This is a genomic window from Streptomyces sp. YIM S03343 (genome assembly GCF_054729195.1).
The window spans coordinates 499,167-515,995 of the sequence record NZ_JBPUKX010000001.1 but is presented as its reverse complement, the minus strand read 5'-3'; the positions used below and the strand labels follow the sequence as shown (position 1 = coordinate 515,995).

Here is a 16,829-nt window from a genome sequence, read left to right as displayed (position 1 = left end):
CCCAGTTCATTGCGGAGCATCCGCGCCTTGTCGCAGATCCGGCGCTCCGGGGACTCTCGGTCAGACAGGCAGGACGAACGGAGGGTGCGCGCCGTTGAGGAAGTAGTCCCCGACGTCGCGGAGTCGGTGGGCGACGGGCTCGTACAGGGTGTGGGTCCGCGCATTGCGCCAGAAGCGGTCGAAGCCCAGCCGCGAGGATACGGAGGGGGCGCCGATGATGTCGAGGGCGCGGGTGGTGGATTCCTGCGCGGCCCTGGAGGCGGCGGCTTCGGCCATGGCCACGAGGACCGAGATGTCCGCGTACTCGTCGTAGGTGAGGTCTTCGCCCCGTGCCAGCCCCCTGTGCACGGCTTCCAGTGCTTGATCGGTGAGTGCGGAGGCGGAGCGGGTGAGGACGGTGAGTTCTCCGTAGGCGGTCAGCACCTGCGGGTCCCGGGGACAGTCGGCCGACCGGACGGGATGCCAGGGGGAGTGGCTCGCCCTGCTGTACTCACGGGCCTCGGCGAGTACTCCCTCGGCCATGCCGAGAAGGAGTTGGACGGAGAGGAGACGTCCGACCGGCGATGTGAGAGCAGCCAGGGGCGACAGGACGTCCTCGTCCGCAGACAGGGAGCCGAGTACGTCGTGGGCGGCGACCGGTACGGCGTCGAACTCTACGCTGCCGCCGCCCGCGAGCCGCTGGCCGAAGGTGTCGACGTCGCTGTCGATCCGCACGCCGTGATGAGCGGGATCGACGACGACGGCGAGTGGTTCGCCGGTGTCGGCCCGCTCGGCCCGCACGGCGAGGCGGTCGGCGACCAGGATCCCGGTGGCGTAGCTGTGCCGACCGTCGAGCACATAGCCACCGGCTTTCCTGGCCAGTCTCAGAGGCAGTTCCCGTTGGGCGAAACCGCCACCCCAGCACCACAGCTCCGCCGCGGACTGCCGCTCGACCTGCGCGGCGAGGCCGGGCTTGGTGAAGAACCGGGTGCTCCATGACAGGAAGTAGTGACAGCCAAGCAACTGACCGATCGCGCCGTCGGCGGCGGCGATCTCCCGGACGACGGCGTACGCCGTCGTCCAGTCCGCGTCGCCGCCCCCGAGCCCGGCCGGTATGAGGAGCGTCAGCAGTCCCGACTCACGCAGCCGGGACACCTCGTCGAACGGGGCCTTGCCTGCCTGCTCCCTGGCCGCCGCGTCCGTGGCCAGGTCGTCCGCCGTCTCCCGGGCCACACGCAGCCAGTACGCACTTCCGGGCCCGGTCCGGTCGGATTCCGGGGCGGGATCGGGCGGCGCGGTGGCAATGCCCATGGCGGTGGTCTCCTCAAGGTCGGCGGCAAGGCGCGGTGCCGGAGCTCTCTTGCTGGCCGGGCACGTACTTGTAGCCCACGCGCCGTACGGTGACAATCCGGTGCCGGTGAGTCTTGCCCAGCTTGCGGCGCAGCCGCGCGATGTGGACATCCACGGTGCGCCCGTCGCCGATGTGGTCGTAGCCCCAGATGCCGGCGATCAGCTGTTCTCGCGAGTGCACTTGATGGGGTTGGAGAACGAGATGGGCCAGGAGCCCGAACTCCAGGTAGGTGAGGTCGAGTTCGCGTCCGTCCAGTTCCGCGACATGGCGTGCGGGGTCGATGCGGATGACCCCGTCTGCCGTCTGTTGCGTGGGAGGCGAGTCCGTGTAGGCGACCGGTCGGATCTCCGGCCGTGTCACATCCTCGGCGAACAGTTCGGCGGGGTCGGTGCCCTCGGGGACGAGCACGAGGTAACCGACGAGGGGCGTGGAACCGTGCTCCTCGGAGCCGTTCTGCGCGGTGCCGTCCACGAGGCGGAGATGGCGCATGTCGGGGAGCGGTGAATCCGATGGAGTGGCCTGGGCCGGAAGTGCGCTGGTCATAGCGGTCGTCCTTCAGAGGTGTGTGGGCCACCAGGCGCAGTGGAAGGGGGCTCGCCTGATCGCCTGGGGTGAGAAGGAAGGAGCGGAGTGGCGCGCGCGACGTGTGAGCCGCATGCCCTACGCGCGGCAGCAGGCGGCGCTGACGACGTGACCAAAGTCGACATGCCGACGACGAACGAGTCGTTGCTGCATATGGAACATGTACGTCATCCTGCGCGGCCGCTGGGCGAGCCGTCAATGCTTCCCTAGTAAATCGATAGGAAAGATAGGGAAATTCCGCTGGGGTGGGCTCACCGGTCGCCGTCGACCGCCGGGCGGGCGTCGGGTGTGGTCCGTCGTGTCCAGCCGGACACGAAGCGAGGCCGGACGGCCGTCGAGTCTTTGCCGGGGGCGTGCGGCAGCGCGCGGGCGGAGCCACGCGCTCAGTGGCGCTCGACGTGGAACTGTCCCGCGCTGAGAAGGCGGCTCTCTTCCGGGTGGCGGCCCGGAGAAGGTGCCCGCTTGGATGAACGGCCACCGGCTGATCTTCGAAGTGTCGAAGCCTGAAGAGAGATCAGCACGATGACCGCACCTGACGGTCTGGCCCTGCGCGCTGACGGAAGACAACCTCGCCGACGCGAGTCCCGATGCGCTGCGCGCGATGGTCAAGACGCTCGCCGCGTCCCTCGACGCGGCCGGTGCGGCTGCCGCGTGCAGCGGAGCCGGTCCGGGCTCGACCGCGTGTATCCAACGCATGCATGTGTCAACCACGCGCAGGAACTGCTCAACGCCTGTCCACCAGCCGGGCCGTGGTTGACGAGCGGCACGATGTACTGCTCAATTAATCGTATGAATGCCGAGCGGCGCCTGGTCACCCGTGACCACATCGACTTCGGTCGGGTGTGGTCCGCCGCGTGTTGCGCCTGATGCGGCAACGCGCCCTCTGGTCGGCCCTTCCCTCCCTCGGTGACCCCGTTGGGGGCTGAGTTGCTCCCTTCGCGGCACCTTCGTATGCATGCGCTGAACACACGCTGAATCCGCGTACGGACGGTCGTGCGAGACCTGACATGCGCTGCCGCCGCCCCACCTTCGTCCGAGGCCATGCCCCGGCGTCATCACACCTGCTCACCACCTTGCTCTCTGCCTCTTGAAGTGCCGTCACACCCGGCCGCATCCGTGGACTGTTCCGCCGTGCCCGCATGCCGACCATGGCGCGGCCGCCTCCGAGGACTTGAGGAAAGGTCATCTCCCATGCCAGTAGCCGTCGCAGGGATACGGGGCCGCAGTATTGCCGTGGTACGCGGCCCCGCACCGCGATCTCACACCAACCTCACGCTCCCGAAGGGTCCGCCATGGCCACCGTCCTGTCCGTCTCCGGAAGTCCCTCCGCCACCTCTCGCACCGCCCGCCTGCTCCGCCACCTGGACCTGCGGCTCACGGCCCAGGGACACGAGGTGATCCCCCTGGACGTCCGCACCATCCCCGCCGATGCCCTGCTCGGCGCCGACTTCAGGCACCCGGCGATCGTCGAGGCGACCGAGTTGTTCGACCGCGCCGACGGGGTCGTCATAGGCACGCCCGTCTACAAGGCCGCCTACTCCGGGCTGCTGAAGTCCTTGCTGGACCTGCTGCCCCAGTACGCCCTGTCCGGCAAGACGGTCCTGCCGCTGGCGACCGGCGGGACCACGGCGCACGTCCTGGCGATCGACTACGCCCTGCGCCCGGTGCTCAGTTCCATGGGCGCCGCGCACATCGTCCAGGGCTGGTTCACGCTCGACAAGGACATCGCGGTGGGCGACGACGGCGCCCTGACCGTCGCCCAGGGCGCGGCCGAGGCCCTCGCTCAGGTCGTCGACCAGTTCTCCGACGCCCTCGGCAGTTGTACGGCCCTCCTGGCGGCCGCCAGGCGAGCGGCTTGACCGTCACGGCCGACGGCGAATGAGTGACCGACGACCACAAGGGAAAGGGCGTAAGCCTCCGTGAGCCTCACCTTCCACTGGTTCCTGCCCACCAACGGCGACAGCCGTCATGTCGTCGGCGGCGGCCATGGCACCGCGGTCACCGCCGCCGGCGGTGACCGGCCGCCGAGCATCGGCTACCTCACCCAGATCGCCCGCGCCGCCGAGGACCTCGGCTTCACCGGCGCGCTGACTCCCACCGGAGCCTGGTGCGAGGACGCCTGGCTGACCACCGCCATGGTCAGCCAGCACACCGAGCGACTGAAGTTCCTGGTCGCCTTCAGGCCCGGCTTCGTCTCGCCCACGCTCGCCGCGCAGATGTCGTCCACGTTCCAGCGGCAGACCGGCGGCCGACTGCTGCTCAACGTGGTCACGGGCGGGGAGAGCCAAGAGCAGCGCGCCTACGGGGACTTCCTCGACAAGGACGCCCGCTACGCCCGCACGGACGAGTTCCTGCAGGTCGTCCGCGTGCTGTGGGACGGTGGGACCGTGGATCTGGCGGGCGAACACCTCCGGATCGAGGACGCGCGGCTCGCCCGGGTGCCCGACCCGCTGCCGGAGATCTACTTCGCCGGCTCCTCGCCCGCCGCGGGCGAGGTGGCCGCCCGCCACGCGGACGTCTATCTCACCTGGGGCGAGCCGCCCGCGGCCGTCGCCGAGAAGATCGCCTGGATCCGGACCCTGGCGGAGAAGGAGGGGCGGAGCATCCGCTTCGGAATCCGCCTCCACGTCATCACACGCGACACCTCCGAGCAGGCGTGGGCCGAGGCACAGCGACTCCTCGACGGCTTCGACCCCGAGACCGTCGCCGCCGTACAGGCCGGTCTTGCTCGCAGCGAGTCCGAGGGGCAGAAGCGGATGCTCGCCCTGCACGGCGGCGGCCGCGACGACCTTGAGATCTACCCCAACCTGTGGGCCGGCATCGGTCTGGTGCGCGGCGGGGCCGGTACGGCACTGGTCGGCAGCCATACCGAGGTGGCCGAACGGATCGCCGAGTACCACCGGCTCGGCATCGACGAGTTCGTGCTCTCCGGATACCCGCACTTGGAGGAGGCGTACTGGTTCGGCGAGAACGTCCTGCCGCGCTTCGCCGCTCAGGGACTGTGGACCCGCGCCACTCGCGCGGACACACACGCCCGGCCTGCCGCCCGGAGCACAACTCCAGACAGGCCCTGAGGACATCGCCCTACGACGGTTCGCTGCAGAAATGGTCCTCCCGGGATCCGTCCCGACCGCTCGCGACGGGAACCTGAGCCCTGGGGCTCACGCCGCGTCTGACACCGCGTCCGCCCTGCCCCGGAAGGCGGGGTGGGCGCCGAGACGGCGTACGTAGTCCCGGAGCCGGGGGTGCGAGCTGAGGGTGCCGACCGGGCCGAGATGGACGAGCGCCACCCACAGGTCCACGTCCGCGGCCGTCAGATCCTCGCCCAGCACATAGGGCTGCCTGGCGAGTCGACGCTCCAACAGGTCCAGTGCCGCCGATCGCCTTGAGGCCTCGGCGGCCGGGGTGACGTCCAGCTCCAGCAGGTCACGGAGGGCGTCGATGTCCGCGGCGAGGGCCGACGGGCGCAGCGCGGAGGGGCAGGCCCCGTCGTGGCCGGACAGCAGGCCCGCAAGGTCGCGGAGGATGTCGGGGGTGTGGTTGCTGACGATGCGTCCGCTCCACCGGTCGCACAGCGCGGGTGCTGTCAGTGGTCCGTCGTAGTGATGGACCGTGGCCTCGTACGCACGGCGCAGTGCGGTGAAGGCGTCGGGCGTCTCGGCGGGGTGTGCCAGGAATGTGGTGGTGACCGAGTCCGTCAGGCCGAGCAGGTCGAGGGTGATTGAGATGCACAGCGAGTGCGGACAACTCGCCGACAGAAACAGCTCATAGCGGTGCGGTGCCGGGTAGAAGCCGCCGGCCGGACCGACGCCGATACGGCTGTGGAAGCGGTGGGGGAAGGCGGACGGTACGGCCGCTCCGGGGCGATGACCCGCAGCGAACGAACTCTGGTTACAGCCACTGGAGTTGTCCGTGCTGGAACTGCGTGAAGCTGTCTGGGGCATGACTCTCCCTTGGGGAACGAGGAAGCCACCGCCGCCTTGTGGGCACCAGCGGCCGAATGCCGGGCGACTGCGCTTGTCGCACCGGTCCGGATCGAACGGACCGGTGGCGGGTCAGTAAGCGCTGGAGACACGCAACAGATCGATGTGCAGGCGCCTCGTCAAGCCGTTCCAGGGCATTCCCACCGGTCCCACCTCCGGGGCTCGCGAGACGCGAGACCACGCTTGCCCCGCCGCGCCGGCGGGACCCGGTCGTCACCCGGGGCACCCCGTCGCGGTGGAAGGGTTGCCTGTCAGCGGGCCGGGGCCGATGACCACATGAGCGGGGTGAACCCGCGCCGTGGGCGCTGACAATCGTGACCGTCCACGTCAGTTTCGGCGCGCTCCGCGACGACGTCAAGAACGCCGAGTATGCGGTCTCACCTGGTGGTCACTCGCATTGACATTCCTTTCGGGACATGCCTAACTTGCGGCGCAGACCGAGATGCCCCAGGGCCGGAGAAGTGATGGTGACAGCGATGTACGCAGCTGACGGGACGGCCGCATGGCGCCGCCTCGGCCGCGTCCTGCTGTGCGCGGACCGCTCCGTCGACCTGCTGCGCGTCAACAGCGCGCTGTGTACGGCCGCTTGTCGCGCCCTCTGCCAAGGCTGACGGCTTTCTGAGTCTCTGACGACCACCGCTGTCGCGGTGTGCCCTCTCCCCGCCCGGCCCCCGTTCCGCGTGCACCCGTGCGTCGCCTCGTGCCGAGCCGCTCCCGCTCGGCGCGGTACTGCCGCATTCCGCGGTCCGGGGTCACCGAATCTGCTGGAGCCCACCATGAGTGAATCTCCGGGCATCGCTGTGTCCTCCGGATCAGCACCGCCCGCCGAGGCGATCCCCCGCCCCGACACCCCCGCCGAGCCGAAGCCCTCTGCGGCGCAGCGGGTCTTTCCGCTCCGGCGTCCCGGCCGCTGGATCATCACAGCCGTCGTGCTCGTGCTGGTCGCCCAGATCACCCACGGGCTGGTGACCAACCCGTTCTACCAGTGGGACCGCTTCCGCTACTGGTTCCTGCGCCCCACCATCCTCGACGGGCTCGTCATCACCCTCGAAGTGACCGCCTTCAGCGCGGTGTTGGGGCTGTTCGGCGGCATCCTGCTCGCGCTCGGGCGACTCTCCGGGAATCCGGTGCTGCGGGCCGTGACCTGGGTCTACACCTGGCTGTTCCGGTCCGTGCCGCTGATCGTCCTGCTGATCTTCCTCTACAACTTCAGTGCCCTGTACAAGACGGTGAGCCTCGGAGTGCCTTTCGGGCCCGCCTTCTTCACCTTCGACGAGTCGAAACTCGCCACCGACATGGCGGTCGCCGTCGTCGGCCTCAGCCTGAACGAGGCGGCGTACGCGTCCGAAGTGGTCCGCGGCGGCATCCTCTCCGTCGACCAGGGCCAGCACGAGGCCGCCGCGGCCCTAGGTCTGCCCAAGGCCTACCAGTTCACCCGGATCGTCTTCCCGCAGGCCCTCAGGTCCATCACCCCGAACTACGTCAACCAGCTGATCGGCCTGATCAAGGGCACATCGCTGGTGTTCTACGTGTCGCTGCTCGACCTGTTCGGCTCGGTGCAGACGATGGGCAGCACCTACCCCGGCGACATCGTGCCGCTGCTGCTGGTCGCCACCGTCTGGTACCTGATCCTCACCAGTGCCGTGTCCGTCGTCCAGTTCTACGTCGAGCGGTACTTCGCCCGGGGCGCCACCCGCACCCTGCCGCCGACCCCGTTGCAGAAACTCCGCGCCGGCCTCAGGGAGTTGCGGGAGCGGGCGCGCAGGGAGGCCGCCGTATGAGCACCGAGACCGCCGAGATCCTGACGACGGCGGCGCCCGCCGCCGTCGAGGTGCACGACGTGCACAAGTGGTACGGCGCCCACCGGGTTCTGGACGGCGTCGACCTGACCGTACGGCCCGGCGAGGTCACCGTCATCCTCGGCCCGTCCGGTTCCGGCAAGTCCACGCTGCTGCGGGTCATCAACCACCTGGAGAAGCCAGAGGTCGGCTACGTCAGCGTCAACGGCGAGCTGATCGGCGTGAAGCGCCAGGGCGACCGAAGGGAGACAGGGGTCCCCCCGGCCGAAGGCCGGGGGAGGCTGAAGGAGCTGAGCGAGCGTGCGATCCTGGCGCAGCGCAGCCGTATCGGCTTCGTCTTCCAGAACTTCAACCTCTTCCCGCATCTCACCGTGCTAGCCAACGTGGCCGCCGCCCCGGTCGCGACCGGGAAGCTCACCAAGCCCGAGGCTCAGGAACTGGCCCGGGAACTACTCGGCCGGGTGGGCCTGGCCGACAAGACCGGTGCATATCCACGGCAGTTGTCCGGCGGCCAGCAGCAGCGGGTGGCCATCGCGCGGGCCCTGGCCCTGCGGCCCGGCGTGATCCTCTTCGACGAACCCACCTCCGCCCTCGACCCCGAGCTCGTGGGCGAAGTCCTCGCTGTCATCAAGGACTTGGCGACGAGCGGCACGACCCTCGTCATCGTCACCCACGAGATCGGCTTCGCCCGAGAGGTCGCCGACCGGGTCGTGTTCATCGACGGCGGCCGGATCGTCGAGCAGGGCCCGCCGTCCGAAGTCCTCGACCACCCGAAACACGAACGGACCAGGGACTTCCTCAGCAAAGTCCTCTGACCGCCGCCTGCCCCACCTCATTGCTCACCGCTCACCATCAAGGACAGCCATGCGCACCCTCAGCTTTCGCAGCCGACTCCTCCGCGGTCTGACCGCAGGCACAGCCATCGCCACGCTCGCCGCCGGACTCGCCGCCTGCGGGGGCAGCAGTGACGCCGCCACCACGACCGACGCAGCCGGCACGGTCACCGTGGGAGAGCGGTCCAACGGGGCCGCCGAGCAGACCGCGCTCAAGGTGGCCGAGGTGAAGTCGATCAGCGCCGAACTGCCCGCGTCGGTCAGCAGGAGCGGCAAGCTGGAGATAGGCGTCGGCGCCCTTCCCGACGGATTCCCGCCGCTGGCGTACGTCGGCTCGGACCAGAAGACCCTCACCGGCGCCGAACCCGACTTCGGCCGCCTGGTCGCCGCCGTCCTCGGCCTCAAGCCCGAACTGCAGAACTCCACTTGGGAGAACATGTTCGTCGGTATCGACAGCGGCAAGGTCGACGTGGCCTTCTCCAACATCACCGACACCGAGGAGCGCAAGAAGAAGTACGACTTCGCCTCCTACCGCAAGGACAACGTCGGCTTCGAGGTGCTCAAGAAGAGCACCTGGAACTTCGACGGCAACTACGAGAACCTCGCAGGGAAGACCGTCGCCGTCGACAACGGCACCAACCAGGAGAAGATCCTCCTGGAGTGGCAGACCAAGCTGAAGAAGGAGGGCAAGACCCTCACCGTCAAGAACTACGCCAGCAAGAACGCCGTCAACCTGGCGCTGACCGGCGGCAAGATCGACGCCTACTTCGCCGCCAACCCGGGCGTCGCCTACCACATCACGCAGACCGCCAAGTCGCCCAACCCGACCCGCAGCGCGGGCACGTTCTCCGGGGCCGGCGCCACGCTCCAGGGCCTGATCGCGGCGACCACCAAGAAGGACAGCGGGCTCGCCAAGCCCATCGCCGACGCGATCAACTACCTGATCAAGAACGGTCAGTACACCAAGTGGCTCGCCGCCTACAACCTCTCCAACGAGGCCGTCGCCACCTCCGAGGTCAACCCGGCCGGCCTACCGCTCGACAACTCCTGACCGCCGTCCGCCCACCGGACTCCGCCGTGACGCGGCGGAGTCCCGGCCGCGCCCCGCAGCGTTCCAGACAGGGGAGACTCCGCACCGCCATGTCCACCAGCGTCCACCACGTCCCGTCCCCGAGCCCGACGGAACCGCACATCCTGGACAACGCCGCCTGGGCCGCGCTGACCGGCCCGCACGCCCACCTCGCCGAGCGCGTCGGCCGGGCTGCCCGCTACCCCACGGACGTCTCCCCGTTCACCGCCCTGGAAGACCCCGCCGATCCCCGAGCCTGGGACGACCTGGCCGCACTGGTCGGACCCGGCACCGTCACCCCGGTCACCGCGGTCCAGACCGTGCCCGGCGGCTGGGAGACCGAGGACAGCGTTGAGGGCGTCCAGATGCTCGACACCGCGCTGTACGCCGAACCCGCACCCGAAGCGGTACGGCTCGGGCCCGCCGACGTACCCGAGATACTCGACCTGATCGCCCTCACCCAGCCGGGCCCCTTCCTGCCCCGTACCGTCGAACTCGGCACCTACCTAGGCATCCGGGATCGCGGACGCCTGGTCGCCCTGGCCGGCGAACGACTCCGCCCGCCTGGCTGGACCGAGATCAGCGCCGTCTGCACCCACCCGGAGCACCGCGGCCGGGGCCTGGCCACCCGGCTGGTCCGCGCGGTCGCGGCGGGGATCAGGGAACGCGGCGAGACCCCTTTCCTCCACGCCGCAGCGAGCAACACCCACGCGATCCGGCTCTACGAGTCCATCGGGTTCACCCTGCGCCGCCGTACGCGGTTCGCGCTCGTCCGCACGCCGGACGGACAGCCGGAAAGCCAAGGCCGGGACGAACAAGAAGCCGGACAGCCGGAAGAAAAGGCATAGCCGTGCTGTTGTGCTCGCTGAAGAGTGAGCGGCGCCCCTTCAGGGGTCCGCGAGCGTGAGGCCGACAAGACCCCGGGGTCGCCGGGCCGGAAGGGCGGAGGTGAGGCACATGCGTCCCGTGTCCCGTCACCCCGCCGTGAAACCCGCCCCGCCCCGCCGCCTGCATCTGTATTCCCGGCCGCACATCGACCTGCTGCGCGTGGCCGGCGCGCTCTGTTGCTCCTGACCCGTTGTCCGTTGTCCTCGCAGCCGCACCCTTCGTACGGGGCCGGCTCCCTCGTACGGCTGATCAGGAAGGCACGCCTCCCTTGTCCTCGTCACCCTCCCCTCTGCACCTCGCCGTCGCCCTCGACGGCGCCGGCTGGCACCCGGCCGCCTGGCGCGAGCCCGTCGCCCGGCCCCGCGAACTGCTCACCGCCGCCTACTGGACCGACCTCGTCACCGAGGCCGAGCGCGGTCTGCTCGACTTCGTGACCATCGAGGACGCCCTCGGCCTTCAGTCCTCGTCCTTCACCGAACCCGACGGCCGCACCGACCAGGTCCGCGGCCGCCTGGACGCCGTCCTCATCGCCGCGCGGGTCGCCCCGCTGACCCACCACATAGGGGTGGTGCCGACGGTGGTCGCCACCCATACGGAGCCGTTCCACATCTCCAAGGCGATCGCCACCCTCGACTATGTGAGCACCGGCCGCGCGGGGCTGCGCGTACAGATCACGGCACGCCAGAACGAGGCCGCGCACTTCGGGCGTCGTACGTTCCCGCATTTCCGCATAGAGGACTACGACACGCCTGCTGTGCAGGAAGTGGTGGCCGACGCCTTCGACGAGGCCGCCGACCACGTCGAGGTCGTGCGCCGGCTCTGGGACAGCTGGGAGGACGACGCGGAGATCCGGGATGTCGCCACCGGCCGCTTCATCGACCGGGACAAGCTGCACTACATCGACTTCGAGGGCCGCTTCTTCAGCGTCAAGGGCCCCTCCATCACGCCCCGCCCGCCCCAGGGCCAGCCGATCGTCAGCGCTCTGGCCCACGCGACCATCCCCTACCGGCTGGTGGCCCGGGCCGCCGACATCGGCTACGTCACCCCGCACGACACCGGCCAGGCCCGCGCCATCGTCGAGGAGATCCGCACCGAGCAGACAGCGGCCGGCCGCTCCGACGAGACCCTGCACATCTTCGGCGACCTGGTGGTCTTCCTCGACGACGATCCCGCCGAGGCCGCGGCCCGCCAGCAGCGCCTGGACGCCATCGCAGGACACCCGTACACCAGCGACGCCCGGATCTTCACCGGCACCCCCGCCCGACTCGCCGATCTGCTGCAGGAACTGCAGTCATCGGGGCTGTCCGGCTTCCGGCTGCGGCCCGCCGTCACCGGTCACGACCTCCCGGCGATCACACAGGGCCTGGTCCCCGAGCTCCAACGCCGGGATGTCTTCCGCCGCGTCTACGAGGCCGACACCCTGCGCGGGCTGCTCGGGCTGTCCCGCCCCGCCAACCGCTACGCCGCTGCCGCGCACGCCTGAGCCGGAGGGATCTACGACATGAGTAAGCCGCTGAAGCAGATCCACCTGGCCGCCCACTTCCCCGGCGTCAACAACACCACGGTGTGGAGCGCCCCCGAGGCCGGCAGCCACATCGAGTTCAGCTCCTTCGCGCACTTCGCGCGGACCGCCGAGCGCGCCAAGTTCGACTTCCTGTTCCTCGCGGAGGGGCTGCGGCTGCGCGAACAGGGCGGGAAAATATACGACTTGGATGTCGTCGGCCGACCCGACACCTTCACGATCCTCGCCGCGCTCGCCGCCGTCACCGAGCACCTCGGGCTGACCGGCACCATCAACTCCACCTTCAACGAGCCCTACGAGGTGGCCCGCCAGTTCGCCAGCCTCGACCATCTCTCCGCCGGACGGGCCGCCTGGAACGTCGTCACCTCCTGGGATGCCTTCACCGGCGAGAACTTCCGTCGCGGAGGCTTCCTGCCGCAGGAGGAGCGCTACTCCCGGGCCAAGGAGTTCCTGGCCACCGCGAACGAACTGTTCGACTCCTGGCACGGTGACGAGATTGTCGCCGACCAGGCCACCGGCGTCTTCCTGCGCCCCGCGAAGGCTGGGGCCTTCGTGCACCAGGGGCAACACTTCGACATCCACGGCCAGTTCAATGTCCCCCGCTCGCCGCAGGGCCGCCCGGTGATCTTCCAGGCGGGCGACTCCGACGAGGGCCGCGAGTTTGCCGCCTCCAGTGCCGACGCCATCTTCAGCCGGTACAGCGCTCTGGATGGCGGCCGGGCCTTCTACACCGACGTCAAGTCTCGCCTTGCCAAGTACGGCCGCCGCCACGACCAGCTGCTGATCCTCCCGGCCGCGACCTTCGTGCTCGGCGACACCGACACCGAGGCCGAGGAACTGGCCAAGGGGGTGCGCCGCCGGCAGGTCAGCGGCGCCACTGCCATCAAGCACCTCGAGTTCGTGTGGAACCGGGACCTGTCGTCGTACGACCCGGACGGGCCGCTGCCCGACATCGACCCGGACGTCAGCGAGAACCACATCTCCAAGGGTCGCGCACAGGTGCGCATGTACCGCGACCCGCTGGCCACGGCCCGCGAGTGGCGCGAGCTGGCCGCCGCCAACGAGTGGTCGATCCGCGACCTGGTCATAGAGACCGGCAACCGCCAGGCCTTCATCGGCTCACCAGCCACCGTGGCGAAGACCATCAACGACTTTGTCCAGGCCGATGCCGCCGACGGCTTCATCCTCGTCCCGCACATCACTCCGGGCGGTCTCGACGCCTTCGCCGACAAGGTCGTCCCGCTCCTCCAGGAACAGGGCGTCTTCCGTACCGAGTACGAGGGCCCGACCCTGCGCGACCACCTCGGCCTCGCCCACCCGGCCGAGGTGCGCGACGAGCGGGCGGCGTCATGAAGTTCCTCGCCATCACGCTGATCGTGCACGCCCCGCACCCGGTGCCGGGCGTACGAAAGCCCACCCAGGACCGCTTCCGCGAGGTGCTCGACAAGGCACCGCCGTTTTCATGGGGCCCGGTCCTCGCGGAGCCTGTGCCCGCGTCCGTGCCCGCCGACCACTGAGGAGCCCTCCCTACATGTCCGACATCCCCCTCGGCGTCCTGGACCTGATCCCGATCTCGTCCGGTTCCACCGCCACCGAGGCGCTGCGCAACTCCATCGACTTGGCCCGGCAGGCCGAGAGCTTCGGTTACACCCGTTACTGGTTCGCCGAACACCACCTCAATCCGGGCGTGGCCGGAACCTCGCCCGCGGTCGTCCTCGCTCTGACCGCTTCCGCGACCTCTGCCATCCGGCTCGGGTCCGGTGCCGTACAACTGGGCCACCGCACGGCCCTGTCCACGGTCGAGGAGTTCGGTCTGATCGACGCACTGCACCCCGGGCGCCTCGACTTGGGGCTCGGCCGTTCCGGCGGACGCCCGCCCGGTGGGCCCGCCACCCCGCTGCCGACCGCGACTGAGGTGGTCGACGGTCGCGCCCCCAACGGCCTGCGCATCCCGCCCCGGTTCTCGTTCGAGTACCTGCTCGGCTCACCGCGCGTCGCCCTCCAGCGCAAGTTGCTCCTCCTGCCGAACGCAGAGTCGCAGGACTACGGCGAGCAGATCGACGACATCCTGGCGTTGCTGGCGGGCACGTACCGCTCCCCCGATGGTGTCGAGGCCCACGTCGTGCCGGGAGAGGGCGCCGGCATCGAGATCTGGATCCTGGGCAGCAGCGGCGGCGAGAGCGCCCAGGTCGCGGGCCGCAACGGTCTGCGGTTCGCGGCGAACTACCACGTCAGCCCGGCCACGGTGCTGGAGGCGGCGGAGGGTTACCGCGCAGCGTTCCAGCCTTCCGACGTCCTGGACAAGCCCTACGTCAGCGTCTCCGTGGACGTCGTGGTCGCCGAGGACGACGAGACCGCCCGCGAACTCGCCACGGGCTACGGCCTCTGGGTCCGCAGCATCCGTACCGCCGAGGGCGCGATCCAGTTCCCCACTCCCGACGAGGCGCGCGCCCACGCATGGTCCGACGCGGACCGGGCGCTGGTCCAGGACCGCCTCGACACCCAGTTCGTCGGCTCCCCGGGGCGCGTCGCCGACCAACTGGCCCAGCTCCAGGAGGCCACCGGCGCCGACGAGCTGCTGATCACCACCATCACGCACGGCCACGCGGACCGGGTGCGTTCCTACGAGTTGCTGGCCGAGGAGTGGCGCAAGAGGTGAGGCGCGAGAGGTGAGGCGCGAGACGCTCGGCGCCAGGACTGACGGGTGATCAGCGGGTGGCGGCGCGAGAGAGCGGGGTTGCGACAGGTTCGAGGCCGACGCAGCGGCGCGGCAGGTCGGCCGCCTCCCTCTGGACGTTCCCGGCGGGGCCGGTCCTGCTGCCGAAGCGTGTCGTCACGGCTGTCGGTTGTGCACGGTGCCAGGCCGGCGCGCGGCTGGGTCAGGCGGTCGATGTCGGCGTCGAGGACCGTGAGTCCGCGGTCGACCACCCCGGAGCCGGGGACATCGGAGTCGGGCTGCCCGCACTGCCGTTGCGGGTTCTCGACCAGCAATCGGGCTCCTGACGCGAACGCTCCATCGACACCCTCCGCCCCGCGTGCCTGCATCCCGCGCCAGTGGCTCGCCGAGGGGCCAGGGCCGACGGGGGCGCCCGCCGCCGGCTGCTGCGAGACGAACGGTGAGCCGCTTCCGTACGACCACGGGTATCCGGTGCGAGTGCCTGTGCCCTTCTGGGTGGGGATCGCGTCGGTCAAGTGGGTCGGCGACATCGAGGTGTCCGCGCAGCCGCTCAACTTGCCCTGGAATACCACCTTCTACCGGCTCTTCGGTCCCTCCCATCCGGAGGGCGGCAGTGCGCCGCTCACCCGGCAGGCCACGAAGAGCGCCATCGAGCTGGCAAGCGGTGCCACGTTCACGGCGGGCGGAGGCACGTGCTGCACGGACGGTCGTGGTCGGACGCGGGCGCCGTCGCCACCGACGGCGGGGCGAACTGGCGGCCTGCCCGCCTGCACGACCGGCCGCGTGCCGGTACCTGGACCCGCTGGTCCCTCGGCTGGTGGCCCGACGCACCTGGCGACACCCATCTGATGGCCCGCGCCACGGACACGTCATGCCGTGTCCAGCCGTACGGTATGCCGTACTCAGCCGGACATCGCCGTGCCCAGCACACAGGGCTACCTGTTCGACGCGGTGGTGCGGCATCCGGTGAGCGTGGTGTGACGGACAGCCGTCTCGATCGGACCTCGACGGCCGTCGCTAATGGATGAGTTCGCGAACGAGCGCGGCGACCTGCTCCACTTCGATCAGGAAGCCGTCGTGACCGTACGGGGATTCGATCACTCGGAGGTGATCCGCTGTGCGGATCCCGGTGGCCAGTTCCGCCTGCTGAGTGAGGGGATACAGGCGATCCGAGCTCACTCCGGCGACCAGCGTCCTGGCGGTCACGCGGTGCAGGGCGGTGCGCGTACCGCCGCGACCGCGGCCGATGTCGTGCGTGTTCATGGCGTCTGCCAGCACGACATAACTGCCCGCGTCGAAGCGGCGTACCAGCTTGGCGGCGTGGTGGTCGAGATAGGACTCGACCTGGTACCGGCCGCCGTTCCGGGGGTCCTCCGTGCCCTGGGGCGTGCGACCGAATCGGACCTGCAGCTCCGGCTCGCTGCGGTAGGTGACGTGGGCGATGCGGCGGGCCAGGCCGAGTCCCGCGTGCGGACCGCGGCCTGTGTCGTGGTAGTCGCCGCCCCGCCAGTGCGGGTCGCTGCGGATGGCATGGAGCTGGACGTTCGCCCAGGCGATCTGCTCGGCGCTTGCCGCCGCCGTGGTGGCGAGCAGGAGGAGTGCGTTCGTGCGCTCCGGATACGACACGGCCCACTCCACGGCGCGCATGCCGCCCATGGAGCCGCCGATCACCAGGGCCCAGCGGTCGATGCCGAGTGCGTCGGCCAGGCAGGCTTCCGCGGTGACCTGGTCGCGCTGTGTCAGAGAGGGGAAGGTTCCGCCCCAGTGTCGTCCGTCGGGACGCGTCGAGGACGGTCCGGTACTGCCCTGGCAGCCGCCCAGGACGTTGGGAGCGACGACGAACCAGCGGTCGGTGTCCAGTGCCAGACCGGTCCCGATGAGCCCGTCCCACCAGCCGGGGGAAGGGTGACCGGGTTCGGCCGGTCCGGCGACATGGCTGTCGCCGGTGAGCGCGTGGAGTACGAGTACGGCGTTGGAGCGGTCCGGTGCCAGGCGCCCCCAGGTTTCGAATGCGAGCCGCAGACCGGGCAGTTCACCTCCGGCCTCCAACGGCAGCTGTTTCTCCCGCTCGTGCCATTGGCGGCGCCCTGGCGGGTCCCCCTCCCGCCAGGCCCCGGAGGCCGGCGGGAGGGGGACCACGGAGGTC

General features: G+C 70.0%; 17 protein-coding genes, 1 pseudogene and 1 riboswitch. Of the genes and pseudogenes, 13 read left to right on the top strand and 5 right to left on the bottom strand.

What is annotated here, in order from left to right:
- Window positions 1–60: 60 nt before the first annotated feature.
- A complete protein-coding gene (locus tag ACSYGN_RS02345; RefSeq protein WP_460391271.1) occupies window positions 61–1,290 on the bottom strand; it encodes an acyl-CoA dehydrogenase family protein in 1,230 nt (409 codons plus the stop codon).
- Window positions 1,291–1,303: 13 nt separating this feature from the next.
- A complete protein-coding gene (locus ACSYGN_RS02340) occupies window positions 1,304–1,873 on the bottom strand; it encodes a winged helix-turn-helix domain-containing protein (protein WP_460391269.1) in 570 nt (189 codons plus the stop codon).
- 1,331 nt (window positions 1,874–3,204) lie between these two features.
- On the opposite strand from ACSYGN_RS02340, the gene ssuE reads away from it, so the two are divergent.
- Both ssuE and ACSYGN_RS02330 read left to right on the top strand, forming a co-directional pair.
- Entirely contained in the window at window positions 3,205–3,771 is a 567-nt protein-coding gene (gene ssuE / locus ACSYGN_RS02335) for an NADPH-dependent FMN reductase (RefSeq protein ID WP_460391267.1), read from the top strand.
- A 60-nt stretch (window positions 3,772–3,831) separates the two neighbouring features.
- On the top strand, window positions 3,832–4,986 hold the full coding sequence (locus ACSYGN_RS02330; RefSeq protein ID WP_460391265.1) for an LLM class flavin-dependent oxidoreductase: 1,155 nt from the start codon (window positions 3,832–3,834) through the stop codon (window positions 4,984–4,986).
- Between the two features lie 87 nt (window positions 4,987–5,073).
- On the opposite strand, the gene ACSYGN_RS02325 is transcribed toward ACSYGN_RS02330, so the two are convergent.
- A complete protein-coding gene (locus tag ACSYGN_RS02325; protein WP_460391263.1) occupies window positions 5,074–5,856 on the bottom strand; it encodes a glutathione S-transferase C-terminal domain-containing protein in 783 nt (260 codons plus the stop codon).
- 111 nt (window positions 5,857–5,967) lie between these two features.
- Window positions 5,968–6,033, bottom strand: a complete 66-nt coding sequence (locus tag ACSYGN_RS02320; protein WP_351255692.1) for a putative leader peptide — start codon at window positions 6,031–6,033, stop codon at window positions 5,968–5,970.
- A 36-nt stretch (window positions 6,034–6,069) separates the two neighbouring features.
- Window positions 6,070–6,215, bottom strand: a riboswitch (SAM riboswitch).
- A gap of 156 nt (window positions 6,216–6,371) precedes the next feature.
- On the opposite strand from ACSYGN_RS02320, the gene ACSYGN_RS02315 reads away from it, so the two are divergent.
- The 11 genes and pseudogenes from ACSYGN_RS02315 to ACSYGN_RS02265 all read left to right on the top strand — a co-directional run.
- Window positions 6,372–6,506, top strand: a complete 135-nt coding sequence (locus tag ACSYGN_RS02315; RefSeq protein WP_382018561.1) for a hypothetical protein — start codon at window positions 6,372–6,374, stop codon at window positions 6,504–6,506.
- A 165-nt stretch (window positions 6,507–6,671) separates the two neighbouring features.
- Entirely contained in the window at window positions 6,672–7,676 is a 1,005-nt protein-coding gene (locus tag ACSYGN_RS02310; RefSeq protein ID WP_460391261.1) for an amino acid ABC transporter permease, read from the top strand.
- On the top strand, window positions 7,673–8,509 hold the full coding sequence (locus tag ACSYGN_RS02305; RefSeq protein WP_460391259.1) for an amino acid ABC transporter ATP-binding protein: 837 nt from the start codon (window positions 7,673–7,675) through the stop codon (window positions 8,507–8,509). Before ACSYGN_RS02310 ends, ACSYGN_RS02305 begins: the two co-directional genes overlap by 4 nt.
- Window positions 8,510–8,558: 49 nt before the next feature.
- Complete coding sequence (locus ACSYGN_RS02300) at window positions 8,559–9,578, top strand: ABC transporter substrate-binding protein (protein ID WP_460391257.1); 1,020 nt, start codon at window positions 8,559–8,561, stop codon at window positions 9,576–9,578.
- Window positions 9,579–9,667: 89 nt separating this feature from the next.
- On the top strand, window positions 9,668–10,444 hold the full coding sequence (locus ACSYGN_RS02295; protein WP_460391255.1) for a GNAT family N-acetyltransferase: 777 nt from the start codon (window positions 9,668–9,670) through the stop codon (window positions 10,442–10,444).
- A gap of 109 nt (window positions 10,445–10,553) precedes the next feature.
- Complete coding sequence (locus ACSYGN_RS02290; protein ID WP_460391253.1) at window positions 10,554–10,670, top strand: putative leader peptide; 117 nt, start codon at window positions 10,554–10,556, stop codon at window positions 10,668–10,670.
- An 82-nt stretch (window positions 10,671–10,752) separates the two neighbouring features.
- The gene (locus ACSYGN_RS02285; RefSeq protein ID WP_460391251.1) at window positions 10,753–11,967 is read left to right on the top strand and encodes an LLM class flavin-dependent oxidoreductase; all 1,215 of its coding nucleotides are present in this window, start codon (window positions 10,753–10,755) and stop codon (window positions 11,965–11,967) included.
- A gap of 18 nt (window positions 11,968–11,985) precedes the next feature.
- A complete protein-coding gene (locus tag ACSYGN_RS02280) occupies window positions 11,986–13,359 on the top strand; it encodes an NtaA/DmoA family FMN-dependent monooxygenase (protein ID WP_460391249.1) in 1,374 nt (457 codons plus the stop codon).
- Window positions 13,356–13,523 carry a hypothetical protein gene (locus tag ACSYGN_RS02275; RefSeq protein ID WP_460403949.1) on the top strand — a complete coding sequence of 56 codons (168 nt, stop codon included), beginning with the start codon at window positions 13,356–13,358 and terminating at the stop codon, window positions 13,521–13,523. The genes ACSYGN_RS02280 and ACSYGN_RS02275 overlap by 4 nt, the downstream gene beginning before the upstream one ends.
- Window positions 13,524–13,537: 14 nt before the next feature.
- On the top strand, window positions 13,538–14,665 hold the full coding sequence (locus ACSYGN_RS02270) for an LLM class flavin-dependent oxidoreductase (RefSeq protein ID WP_460391247.1): 1,128 nt from the start codon (window positions 13,538–13,540) through the stop codon (window positions 14,663–14,665).
- A gap of 447 nt (window positions 14,666–15,112) precedes the next feature.
- Window positions 15,113–15,664, top strand: a pseudogene (locus tag ACSYGN_RS02265) (molybdopterin-dependent oxidoreductase); the annotation flags it as partial.
- A gap of 36 nt (window positions 15,665–15,700) precedes the next feature.
- Here ACSYGN_RS02265 and metX read toward each other — a convergent pair.
- Window positions 15,701–16,822, bottom strand: a complete 1,122-nt coding sequence (gene metX / locus ACSYGN_RS02260) for a homoserine O-acetyltransferase MetX (RefSeq protein ID WP_460391245.1) — start codon at window positions 16,820–16,822, stop codon at window positions 15,701–15,703.
- Window positions 16,823–16,829 lie beyond the last annotated feature (7 nt).